A 12,022-nucleotide genomic window follows, 5' to 3' on the forward strand; every position below is an offset into this window, starting at 1 on the left:
TTTGCATTAATGTCAAAGAGTGTGAGAAAACAAGTAAATTTAGCAAAGAATTAAAGCTATTTCAAAGCAAAATAGTGCGTGATAAAGATGTCACGCAGATAGTAGCAAACAGCTGTATTTGCTCTGCTTCGTGCCGTATCGCACTTAAAAGCCTATTTTACTGCGTTTATCATCGCTTGGCTTTAATTGCTGTCGTCGCCCATTTGGAGCTTTAGAAGTTTTTAAGTTTTACTAAACGCAAACTAGCTAAATTTATATCGTTAAGGCAAATTTCATTTAAAAGAGTATGAGTTTAAGTGAAGAAAAGATGAAAAATTAATGCGTAATATACTTTTAAGATTGTTTAAAACAAAGTTGTTGGGTTAGAGCCAAATATATTATTTTATAGGCAAAAAGCCGTAATCTAACAGCCTCTAGTAAGTAAATATTAAAGATATTATTGGCTAGTTTTTTATTGCCAAATTACAAAAAACATAAGATGCCTAAATAATATTTCCAATAAGCATAAAACCTTACACATAAAAACAATACATCAAGATAATATAAAAATTTAAAAATTAATCATTACAATAAATTTAATAAAAACCTATTAGAAACTACTGGTAATACTCTTATTTTATTGCTTCTTATTTAAAAATTTATTTTATAACATCGCAAGCTTTTAATGAAATATCAAAGTAACAAGTAGATTAGAGAGGTCGATTTTGTCAACTATAAACAACAATCATATTTGGCTCTTTTGCTGATTATTACTTTATTGTCGGATTAGTTATCCAAGACAAATTTTGTCTTGGATAGTTTAAGTATTGGCTTAATGTATTTAATTAATATATAAAATAACTTTAGACAGATGACAATATATGCTTTTATGTTAATGTAAAAAGTGCCTAACTCCAGTAAAATAAAGTGCGATTTTATGCTCGTTTGCAGCCTTTATTACTTCATCATCTCTTATACTTCCACCTGGCTCGATGACGCATTTTACGCCGACTTCGTTTGCGATATCGATACTATCACGGAATGGAAAAAACGCCTCACTAGCAAGCACACAACCACTTAGATCAAGCCCCATATCTTTTGCCTTTGCCACCGCTGCACGAGCCGCATCAACACGGCTAGTCATACCCATGCCAATCGCCACAACGGCTCCATTTTTAGCATAAACGACGCAGTTTGACTTAGTAAGTGCAGCCACTTTCCACGCGATATCGGCGTCTTTTAGCTGCTCGTTTGTAGCACTTATCTTGCCCATCTGCTTCATATTTTTTAGCTCATCGTCCTTTACCTCGTCGCGTTCTTGATAGACAAAACCACCATCAACACGCCTAAAATCATACTTGTCGTTTGCACGAACTAAAAATTTATTATCTTGAGTGAAAATTTTAATGCGTTTTTTAGCCTCAAATACTGCCAAAGCCTCATCTGTGACATTTGCAGCGATAATGACCTCTGCATAAATTTCATTGATCTTCTCAGCCAAAGCCTTGTCTAGGGTGCCATTTATCGCCACCACACCACCATAAGCTGAGATCGGATCGCATTTTAGGGCTTCAGTGTAACTTTCTAGCAGGGTTGATTTTACCGCAAAACCGCAAGGATTAGAGTGCTTTATGATCGCCACCGCAGGAGCTTCATCAAAGCTAGTAGCAAGCATTAAAGCGCCGTTTATATCGGTTAGATTGTTAAAACTAGCCTCGCCTTTAAGAGCTCTAAAGTTGTTCGTAAAAAAGTAGTCAAACTCATAAAGTGCGCCTTTTTGATGTGGGTTTTCGCCGTATCTAGTGTCAAAAACCTTGCTTCCTACGATAAATTTACTCGCTCCAAAACCGCCGTTAAATCGCTCGTTCATATAGTTTGCGATCATACTATCATAAGCCGCCGTATGCTCATAAGCCTTTATCATAAGATGTCTTCTAAACTCATAATCAGCCTTGCTATCATTTAGTCTAGCTAAAATTTCATCATAGTCAAGTATGTCAGTTACCACCAAAACATCTTTGAAATTTTTTGCTGCACTTCTAAGCATTGCAGGGCCACCAATGTCGATGTTTTCAATGATCTCATCAAAGTCATCAGTGCGAATGGTCGTTTGCTTAAACGGATATAAATTTACACATACTAAATCAATGCCACCGATACCATTTGCGGTCGCTTGTGCTACGTGATTTTCGTCATCTCTTTTATGTAAAATTCCGCCGTGAATTTTAGGATGTAGGGTTTTTACACGCCCTTCAAACATCTCTGGCGATGCGGTGTATTCGCTCACTTCCGTTGCATTTATGCCACTTTCTTTAAGCAGTTTGTAAGTTCCACCTGTGCTTAAAATTTCCCAGCCAAACCCAGCCAAACCACTGGCAAACTCAACTATGCCATCTTTGTCGCTAACGCTGATTAATGCTCTCATTTTTGCTCCTTGATTAAATTTCATATCTTATCATCTCTTTTTCGTGTAATCTTACAATGCTTTCATAGTCAATAAATTTTACAAAATCACGCAAATCCTTATATATCGAAGCACTGATAATATCATCATATCGTCTTCTTTTTTCTTTTTGTGCAACAATAAAAAATTTTACCCTAAAATCTTGTAGTTCGTAAAATTTGCCGAGCGAATTTTTAAAATCTGTGCTATGTTCTACTTCAAAAAAAGCGTTTGGTAATTTTCGTTCATTAAACCACACAACATCTATTGTTTTGGCATATCTTATTATATTTGGGTATGTAAAATCATATATTTTTTCAATACTTGCAACATTGCTTAATTTTTGATTAATGAAAATTTTATTTTTATCTTGTGCTGGGATATAAGTATCAAATTTTCTAGCATTGCCGATTTCTGCAATTAACCCTTGAAAATACGAATGCGAAAATTCATTATCAGTTTTGTCTATATTCAAATTTAAAAGCTTATTTTTAAATTCACTAAGTCCCCAAAGCCCTGGTTGCAACTTAAAAAATTCATCATTTCTTTGGACAATGCTACGAATAGATGCAAACGGAGTTTTTGTTCCCCATAAGCTTACATCAACCATTTTATTTAATTGAGAAAAGGTTGCCATGCCACCATTTTTACGCATAGCTTCGATTACAAAATCTTTTTGTTTCATCTATAATCACTCATCGCTAAATTTAAACCCATACAGCTATTTGCCATATTCTTCAACTCTCACCTCGCTCCATTTTAATACTCTCATACGCCTCATTTATCTCTTGGAGTTTTTTGGTTGATTTTTCAATGACTGCCTCGCTCTCGCCCTGTCCCATAAGTATGTCTGGATGGTATTTTTTAACTAGCTCGCGGTAGCGTTTTTTCACATCAGAAAAACTTGTCGAGCGTGAAATTTCAAGCACTTCATACGGATCTTTTGCCCTGCTTTGGGTGCTTGAGTTTGAGCTGTTTTGATAGCGACTGCCAGTGTAAAACCGCTCAAAACGAGCTATTATCATATCAAGCACAGAGTTGCTGATGTAAAAACCTCTTGCGATCTGCTCAATTACACGCCTCTCACCTGCACCAAACTCGCCGTCAATATAGGCTAAATTTAAGAAAAATGTAATCCTAGCAACTGCAATTTGTTGGCTTAGGCGAAATTTTAGCTTATACTCTCGAGCCACATCGTAAGCCTCATCTACAAGCTCCTTTTCAGTGTCAAATACCGCTTTAAGCTCTGCTCTGCTAACACCAGTTTTAGCGACCAAATCATCAAAAATTTCACTTATAAGCTGGGCTTCTAGCTCACTTACTCTGCCATCGCCTTTAGCAATTTTTGCTAAAAGTGCCGTTAAGAATTTCGCCTCGTCTTGACTAGCTTGTCTGAAATTTATACCACTAAAATTTCCGCCAAATCCACCCTGCAAACCGCCAAAAATCCTACCAGCAAACTTAAAAATCAGCCAAAATATAAATAGATAAAATAAAAACGATAACATATTTCACCACAAATGATAGATCGTATTTTTGAGTTTGCCACCTATTAGTTCATTTTTACGCCATGAGCTATCATCATTCATCACGCTCCAGCGTCGCTCATCAGGGCGGTAAAACCAGTCTTTGTCGATCTGATAATAAATCTGCTTGCCGTTTGCTTCGATGATATTTGCGATGTTGTTATCGTGGTAGCTATTCTCGTCATAGTCAGTAAATGCCCGCTGCCCCATCTCAGAATAAAGCATGGTTAGTTCTTGAAGCATCTCGTTTAGCTCATCGTCCATTTTTCGTACATGAAGTCCGATCTCCTCAGCCTCTCTTAGCATTATCGGATACTCGTGAGCTGGATAGTCACTGTTTAGCTTTTCTGAAATTTGCTTGATCTTACTCTCATCATCGATGTGATAGCGTAAAATTTCACGGCAAATTTTAAGTGATAGCGAACTAGCACGATCAACCGCACCAAAAACGAGCGGATGGATGTATTCGTAAAGCGATTTATAGGGGTTTAGGTCGCTATCCTTCTCCTGCTCTTTCCATAGCTTTATCACACGGCTTAGCTCGTCCATCGAAACACTTGAAAGCTCGTTGTTTTTAGTAGTCGGGCTTAGTTCGTGTTTTAGCGATGTATCAACAGGCGTAAGATACGCCAAAGGACCCATAAATATCTCGTTTGCTCCAAGTGCCATCATCGTAGCCGCCGAAGCACAGTTTGCAGGGATAAGTGCAGTTAAATTTTTGCAGTAGTTGCGAAGTGTAGATATGATTTTAAGACTAGCTATACCACTGCCACCGTCGCTTTTAATATACAAAAAGGCATTGTCTAGCTTTTTACCCTTTAAAATTTCATACATCGCTGAAGCGTCGTTACCGCAAACACTTCCAGCGTTTGAGTTATAGTAAGTTATGAGCGGTCCGCCAAGCTTTGCTTCAAGTTGCTTAATTAGCATTTGTGTTTGGTTAAATAAAACCGGCGGTTTGGTTACACTTTTTTTGTTGCCATTTTGCGTTAAATATTCATCATTCACGCCCTTTGCACTCCTATCTATCCACTCTTTAATACCCATTAGTCATCCTGTTTTATGATATTTCTAAACTCGTTAAAATAAATCTCACTCATCGCTTTTACACTCATTTTAACGCCGTCTATCTCAAAATGTTCGCCACCAACAACGCCTATTTTGGCTATTTTTAGACCAAATTTCGTAGCAAGTTCGGCAAATTTTGCCTCATCTTTTACGCCTACAACTGCTCTTGAAAAGCTCTCATCAAAAACCCATCTCTCATCGCCAAACTCACACTTTGCCTTTACGCCAAGTCCGCTTATAGCTGACATTTTTGCTAAACTCATCGCCACGCCACCAGTGCCTACTGAGTTTGCAAACTCCAAAATCCTAGCCTTGTTTGCTTCGATGACTAAATCCCAAAGTGCTCTTTCTTTTTTATAATCAACTTCTTTTAACTCGCCTCCAACTGCGTTAAATAGAGCTTTTAGATAAAGGCTTCCTGCAAATTCGCCAGTCGTTTCACCGACTAGATAAAGTGCCGTACCATTAGCTTTAAACACGCTTGAAAGTGAATTTGTCGCGTCATCATTTACGCCCACGCTTACAATGCCTGGTGTCGGATACACACCTACGCCATCTGTGTCGTTATAAAGGCTTACATTGCCACTCACTACTGGCGTGTTTAGCTCTTTGCACGCCTCTTTTATCCCTTCGCAACCCTGTGCGAACTGCCACATAATCTCTGGATTTTCAGGGTTGCCGTAGTTTAGGCAATCCGTTATCGCAAGTGGTGTAGCACCGCTCATCGCGACCTTTCGACCACTCTCAGCCACTGCCATCGCAGCACCTATTTTTGGATCTACATAGTTATGCCTTGAGCTACACTGCATACCCATAGCTACGGCTTTGCCAGTCTGTTTTATGCGAATAACCGCCGCACCCAAATGTCCTGGCTGTTTTATCGTGTTTGTTTGGATATTTGCGTCGTATTGATCGTAGATAAAGCTTTTATTTAAAATGTGTGGATTGTGTAAAAGCTTCTCAAAAGCCTCTTGATTAGGCACTTTTGCGAAAGAATTTAAGCTTATATTTTTGATTTCATCAAGATATTTTGGTCGTGCGGTTGGACGATCTAGGATTGGTGCCGCCTCGCTAAGTGGTTCGATTGGTATTTCGCCTACAAGCTCATTATGCCAGAAAAGCTCCATTTTACCACTATTGGTTACTTCGCCGATGACTTCTGCGTCAAGATCCCATTTAGCAAAAATTTCTTTTATCTTGCCCTCATAGCCCTTTTTAGCACAAATCAGCATTCGCTCCTGGCTCTCGCTAAGCATTAGCTCATATGGCGTCATACCACTCTCTCTCATCGGCACTTTATCAAGGTGCATACGCATACCGCTACCGCTTCGCCCTGCCATCTCAAAGCTACTTGATGTAAGTCCAGCCGCGCCCATATCCTGAATTCCCACGATATAATCAGTCTTAAACAGCTCCAAACAAGCTTCCATAAGAAGCTTCTCGGCAAATGGATCGCCTACTTGCACGGTTGGACGAAGGCTTTTGTTTTCGTCATTAAAGCTATCGCTTGCCATGACTGCACCACCTAGTCCGTCGCGCCCCGTTTTTGAGCCGACATACATTACTGGATTGCCTACGCCTTCGGCCTTGGCGTAGAAAATTTCATCACTTTTGCAAAGCCCAAGTGCAAAGGCATTTACCAAAATATTGCCATTAAAACTCTCATCAAATCCCACTTCGCCACCAACCGTCGGTATGCCCATGCAGTTGCCGTAGTGTCCGATACCAGCGACACTTCCCTTAATAAGATGCCTTTGGTATTTGGCGACTTTATCAGAGCCGATGAAATTTCCAAAACGAAGAGAGTTCATATTTGCCACAACCCTTGCACCCATCGTGAAAACATCGCGAAGTATCCCGCCAACTCCTGTTGCTGCACCTTGATACGGCTCGATAAAGCTTGGATGGTTGTGGCTTTCCATCTTAAACACAGCCGCATAACCATCGCCAACATCGATAACACCAGCATTTTCACCCGGTCCTTGGATCACCCAAGGTGCTTTGGTCGGAAATCCGTTTAGGTATTTTTTACTTGATTTATATGAGCAGTGTTCGCTCCACATCGCGGAAAACACGCCAAGTTCGAGTAAATTTGGCTCACGACCTAGAATTTTAAGTATATTTTCATACTCGCCGTCGCTTATTTTGTGTGCTTTAATAGTAGCCTTATCCATTTTTTAGCCTTGCTTTGAAATTTTTAAAGATAGTATCAAAACTTGGCTAAATTTATGATAATTTTACTATTTGTATCGTGTTACACAAGCAAGAGACTTTACGCATTTAGGTGACGAGTCAGCTAAGACCCACGACCAAACTAATAAAATTTAACATTTTTTGATAGATAAAGCACTTGCAAATCGATCTTGTTGTGCATATTTACATAGTGACGCCCTATCCTTATCAATTATAATAAAACTAAGCTCATTTATCTCATGCATATCGCTGATCTTAACAGCTTTTGCCACTTTCTAAGTGCCATACTGATAATCTAACCATCTTTTAAATATTTAGTTTTTCTTAAATTTTCAAAGCAAAAACCACATGGAATAAGTTGTTTTAAACAAATACTCTGTTTTTTAAATACCAAACTTGTTTTACATATAATAAACATTTAGTAGCAATTTAGCTTTATGTGTCAAAAATATCAGTTAAGAAGCAATCATAAAATATATCGGATTTTAGCTAATATATCCGCTTTAATTTTGCCATACTTTAAATTAATTAACAAATTATTGTGATTATTCAATTATTTTTGAACAAATTTCAGCACCAAAGGCTACACTCGCATGATGCAAAAAGAAATTTTGACAAAAACTCGCATCATGAAGAGGTGCATCGTATGTCCCAACTAATTCATGTGGCACAATAATGTGACGTTTGATATTTTTTTCATTTGCACTTAAAGCCAAATATGAAATCATGTTATAAATGCATAAATCAGTGCAAACCCCAACAACAATAAACGTATCAATACTAGGATTATCTTTTAAAAATTTTATAAACTCATCATTATAGCCAATACTTAAAGAATTCTTATAAAAAACTTTCATTTCGCTATAAAATGGTAAATTTTTTATCTCATCTATGGTTTGAGCTTCATCACTATCAACAAGACAATGCACACCAAATGTCATAAATTCAGTGCTATTTTCATCATGGCGATCTTGAACCAACAACAAATGTTTAAAATCCAAAAGCTTAGCAATGCGAAACAATCTAGCGACTTTTATGCCTATTTTGTCATAATTTATACTGCTAAGCCTACCATGCCTGCAAAAGCCATTTATCATATCTACGCTAATAATGGCAGTTGATTTTGGATCTAAATCACTCAAAGACATTGGCATAAGCTTATCTTGCCACGAATTGTAATCACTCACTATTGCACTCATGTTGTCTCGCAATCTCTTCAAAGCTGTTTTAATAACATTTTATCAAAATTAAACTGAAATTATATAAATTTACCTAAAATAATAAAAATTTAATATTTTTTAACAAGGCAAACTTACACAAAAGCATTTTGGATTTAGTATAACTTCGATGCTGCCTTTATGTGCTGCAATAATTTGCAAACACAAGCTCAAACCAAGACCATTGCCATTTAATTTACTTGTTTTAAACGGCTCAAAAACCATCCCACTATCTGCTATACTTACGCCGCTATCATACAGATAAAATTTATGTTCATTTTTAGTTTTTTCGTATTCTAAGCGTATATTTCCACTCTCTTCATCGCTCTCTTCAATGGCATCAATTGCATTAAAAATCAAATTTTCAAAAACCATGCAAAGCAGTGCAAAATCTGCATTGTAACTTATATTTGGGAAATTTAAACCAATTTGTATATCCTTAGAATATCCATAAAATTTCAAGGCCTCAAAGCACTCATGTTTTAGTGTAATAAAATCAAAATTTATCCTATTGATTTGAACGCCCTTAGTAAATAATAAAGTGGCTTTAATTATTCTTTCTAGTCTAAAAATAGCACTTTGAATTTCATTGACTATTAATTTATTATTATCATCAACTCGCTTTAATAGCGTTGATGAAAGCAAAGAGATTGAGCCTACTGGATTGCGTATTTCGTGAGCTAAGTGTGCAGCCACCTGCCCCATTGATGCAAGACGTTCAGTTCGTTTTTGATTTGTTATATCAATGGCTTGAATTATTTTTTTATTATCTTTTGATGAAATTTTTATCAAATAAAATAGACCGCCAAGCTCACATTCATACTCGGTTTTGTTTAAATTTAACATCTTAAACAACCCTTTTGATTTTAAGGCTTGAGCGTTTTGTAAAAACATAGTATTATCGCTATTTAGCACCCATATAGCAGTTGGCAACACATCAACCACATCTTTTACTATTTTTTGTAAATTTTGATAGCTAAGCGATAGATTTTTATACTCTTGCTCTATTTGATATGTTTGCTCTATCAAGTTTTTTAGGCTATCTTCGATATTTTTACTATTCATTTTATTCCTTTAAGATGCTTGAAATTTTCTCTAAATCTATTAATTTTAGTCTAGCATTTTTCATACTTTCAAGCTCGTTACTAAAACCAGATTTTGAAAACAAATAGACAAAATCAGGCACAATATTTAATCTTTGGCATTTATTAAGCAATATATTTAGCACGTTTTTGCATACTTTTTTATTTTTGTATTTTGCCTCGGCTGCAACCATCATGCCATTTACACTAAAAAGCATATCAATTTCTACTTCTTTATCCCAATAACTAAGCGCTTCAGAGCTTAGATTAAATTCTTGCCTTAAATACCACGCACACACCATCTCAAAACCATACGAAGCATACTCTAAAAACTCATTTATTATGATATTTTTAACACTTTTAATATTGCCAGACGATAAAATTTCAGCATTTGGCGCAATAAATCTAAAATAAAATCTAGAAAAATTTGAAGCAAAATACACTTTATCTTCTATTTTGTAACGACGCTGAGCTTTTTTAAATTTCTCATTTTTATAAAGCTTAATACGTGGGCGTTCTCTGCTTTTTTCTATCTTTAATATGCCACGAGTTAGTAGCTTGGCATAGACGTTTGAAGCGGTGTGTTGTGGTAAAATTTTATACGGATTTAGCCACTTTCTATCGCTTCTAGCTAGTTTTATAAGCACTCTTGTCTCATCATCGCTAAGTCCGCCATAAAGAGTTAAAACATTATCGATTTTAGCCAAAATTTCACACTCAATTGCCTCAAAAACATCATAATACGAGCCATAAGTTTCATACTCATCAAAAACAAAGTGAAATTTCAGCAACTCATCAATGTCAAGGTGCTTAAAGCGTAAAAAAGTATCTTTTAGCGTTTGTATATATTTTCCTTTTTGTTTTTGATTGTATCAAATATTAGTTTAAATCATGCACTTTAAACTTAGTTAAATTGATGAAATTTTATAAATTTTGGTATAATTTTGTCTTTATTTAAGGACAAGGTTTTGATTAGCTTAGAGCATATAAGAAAAAATATAATACTAAAAGATAAAATTTCATATTTTGATTACACGGCTTCTGGACTAGCATACGAGCCAATAGAGTGCGAAATAAAAAAGATATTGCCAACATACGCCAATACTCACTCAGATAGCTCATCATCAGCCATCATCACACAACAACTATACGAAAATGCAAGAGCTGAGCTAAAAAATTTACTAGAACTTGATGAGAGATTTTATCTATTTGGCACTGGATACGGTGCAACAAGTGCGATTAAAAAATTTCAAGAAATTATGGGCATATACATACCACCACGCACGGCAAATCGCTACGATATAAAGCCGACATCAAAATCGCCATTAGTTATAATAGGAGCATATGAACATCATTCAAACGAAGTAAGCTTTCGCGAGGGGCTTTGTGAAACGCTTCGTATAGTACTTAATAAAGATGGCGAAATTGACTTAGATAGGCTTGAAAAAATACTAAATTTAAACAAAAATCGCGAGATAATTGGCTCATTTAGTGTATGTTCAAACGTAACAGGCGTGATTAGTGATTATAAAAAAATATATGAAATTTTCAAAAAATATAACGCCATTTTAGCACTTGATGCTGCAAGTTTTTCGGCTTATAAAAACCTGGATTGTAACTATTTTGACGCACTATTTTTGTCTCCACATAAGCTTTTAGGAGGTGTTGGGGCATGTGGTCTTTTGGCACTTAAAAAAGAGCTTTATACACTAGCAAAGCCTACATTTGCAGGTGGTGGAACAGTAAGCTATGTAAGTCGCTCATCGCATCTTTTTTTAGACAATCCCGAGCAACTAGAAGACAGTGGCACACCGCCAATAACTCAGCTAATACGAGCCAAAGAGGCATATAAGCTACGAAATTCAATCGGATTTGATACGATTTGCAAAAATGAAACCGAGCTTTGCAAATATTTTCAAGATGAAATTTTAAAAATTGATGGCATTAAACTATATAATCCACTAAATTTAAAACGTTTGCCCATATTTTCATTTAATGCAAATGGCATATCGGCATATGATTTAACTGCACTACTTAGCAATGATTATGGCATACAAACACGAGCTGGTTGTGCTTGTGCTGGACCTTATGGACATGATTTACTTAACATGCAAGATAATCAACCACTTGATGAAAAGCCTGGTTGGGTTCGCGTAAGCCTACACTATACGCATACAAAAGATGACATTGACTATCTTATATTTGCCATAAAATCAAGCATAAAAAAATATAATGATTTATGGGCTGAAGAACGCTCAATGTATGCTTTACTTGGCGATAATTGTTGCTAGTGTTTTTTATAGTAAAGTTAAATTTTATGTTAAAATAGACTAAAATTAATATATTTTAAAATGCCAAATTTATACAAAGCTTTAATGCTAAACTCGCTCACTATTAAATAATGCTCAATTAACTTAACCCTATTTTCTCTTATCAATTTTAATAAAATTTAATAGAGATTGTCATGGTTATTAAATCTAAATTCACACTCTTTTAAGTGTAACAAAAAGTTAT

At 36.0% G+C, this 12,022-nt stretch carries 11 protein-coding genes; 2 read left to right on the top strand and 9 right to left on the bottom strand.

What is annotated here, in order from left to right; all coding sequences use genetic code 11:
* Window positions 1-215: hypothetical protein (locus tag LQU93_RS09425; protein WP_229933634.1), on the top strand; the 215-nt coding region annotated here is incomplete at its 5' end.
* A 656-nt stretch (window positions 216-871) separates the two neighbouring features.
* Here LQU93_RS09425 and purH read toward each other — a convergent pair.
* The 9 genes from purH to LQU93_RS09470 form a co-directional block, all read right to left on the bottom strand.
* Window positions 872-2,404 carry a bifunctional phosphoribosylaminoimidazolecarboxamide formyltransferase/IMP cyclohydrolase gene (gene purH / locus LQU93_RS09430; protein ID WP_229933635.1) on the bottom strand — a complete coding sequence of 511 codons (1,533 nt, stop codon included), beginning with the start codon at window positions 2,402-2,404 and terminating at the stop codon, window positions 872-874.
* 13 nt (window positions 2,405-2,417) lie between these two features.
* Window positions 2,418-3,107 (bottom strand): hypothetical protein, encoded by a 690-nt coding sequence (locus LQU93_RS09435; RefSeq protein ID WP_229933636.1) that lies wholly within the window; start codon window positions 3,105-3,107, stop codon window positions 2,418-2,420.
* A gap of 52 nt (window positions 3,108-3,159) precedes the next feature.
* Entirely contained in the window at window positions 3,160-3,930 is a 771-nt protein-coding gene (locus LQU93_RS09440; RefSeq protein WP_229933637.1) for a TerB family tellurite resistance protein, read from the bottom strand.
* Window positions 3,931-3,933: 3 nt separating this feature from the next.
* Entirely contained in the window at window positions 3,934-4,995 is a 1,062-nt protein-coding gene (locus LQU93_RS09445) for an SDH family Clp fold serine proteinase (RefSeq protein WP_229933638.1), read from the bottom strand.
* Entirely contained in the window at window positions 4,995-7,190 is a 2,196-nt protein-coding gene (gene purL / locus LQU93_RS09450) for a phosphoribosylformylglycinamidine synthase subunit PurL (protein WP_229933639.1), read from the bottom strand. The genes LQU93_RS09445 and purL overlap by 1 nt, the downstream gene beginning before the upstream one ends.
* A 150-nt stretch (window positions 7,191-7,340) precedes the next feature.
* Window positions 7,341-7,481 (bottom strand): hypothetical protein, encoded by a 141-nt coding sequence (locus LQU93_RS09455; RefSeq protein WP_229933640.1) that lies wholly within the window; start codon window positions 7,479-7,481, stop codon window positions 7,341-7,343.
* A gap of 273 nt (window positions 7,482-7,754) precedes the next feature.
* Window positions 7,755-8,408 carry a cysteine hydrolase family protein gene (locus LQU93_RS09460; RefSeq protein WP_229933641.1) on the bottom strand — a complete coding sequence of 218 codons (654 nt, stop codon included), beginning with the start codon at window positions 8,406-8,408 and terminating at the stop codon, window positions 7,755-7,757.
* Window positions 8,409-8,507: 99 nt separating this feature from the next.
* The gene (locus tag LQU93_RS09465) at window positions 8,508-9,491 is read right to left on the bottom strand and encodes a sensor histidine kinase (protein WP_229933642.1); all 984 of its coding nucleotides are present in this window, start codon (window positions 9,489-9,491) and stop codon (window positions 8,508-8,510) included.
* Window position 9,492: 1 nt separating this feature from the next.
* Complete coding sequence (locus tag LQU93_RS09470; RefSeq protein WP_229933643.1) at window positions 9,493-10,299, bottom strand: DUF234 domain-containing protein; 807 nt, start codon at window positions 10,297-10,299, stop codon at window positions 9,493-9,495.
* 177 nt (window positions 10,300-10,476) lie between these two features.
* Between LQU93_RS09470 and LQU93_RS09475 the strand changes: the two genes are divergently transcribed.
* The gene (locus LQU93_RS09475; protein ID WP_229933644.1) at window positions 10,477-11,799 is read left to right on the top strand and encodes an aminotransferase class V-fold PLP-dependent enzyme; all 1,323 of its coding nucleotides are present in this window, start codon (window positions 10,477-10,479) and stop codon (window positions 11,797-11,799) included.
* The last annotated feature ends 223 nt before the right edge of the window (window positions 11,800-12,022 follow it).

Source organism: Campylobacter majalis, assembly GCF_905120465.1.
GTDB classification, from domain to species: Bacteria; Campylobacterota; Campylobacteria; order Campylobacterales; family Campylobacteraceae; genus Campylobacter_A; species Campylobacter_A majalis.

Bases quoted from the DNA above. Each gene is read 5' to 3' on its own strand.
- purH (WP_229933635.1), bottom strand. From the start codon at position 2,404: ATGAGAGCATTAATCAGCGTTAGCGACAAAGATGGCATAGTTGAGTTT.
- LQU93_RS09435 (WP_229933636.1), bottom strand. From the start codon at position 3,107: ATGAAACAAAAAGATTTTGTAATCGAAGCTATGCGTAAAAATGGTGGC.
- LQU93_RS09440 (WP_229933637.1), bottom strand. From the start codon at position 3,930: ATGTTATCGTTTTTATTTTATCTATTTATATTTTGGCTGATTTTTAAG.
- LQU93_RS09445 (WP_229933638.1), bottom strand. From the start codon at position 4,995: ATGGGTATTAAAGAGTGGATAGATAGGAGTGCAAAGGGCGTGAATGAT.
- purL (WP_229933639.1), bottom strand. From the start codon at position 7,190: ATGGATAAGGCTACTATTAAAGCACACAAAATAAGCGACGGCGAGTAT.
- LQU93_RS09460 (WP_229933641.1), bottom strand. From the start codon at position 8,408: ATGAGTGCAATAGTGAGTGATTACAATTCGTGGCAAGATAAGCTTATG.
- LQU93_RS09465 (WP_229933642.1), bottom strand. From the start codon at position 9,491: ATGAATAGTAAAAATATCGAAGATAGCCTAAAAAACTTGATAGAGCAA.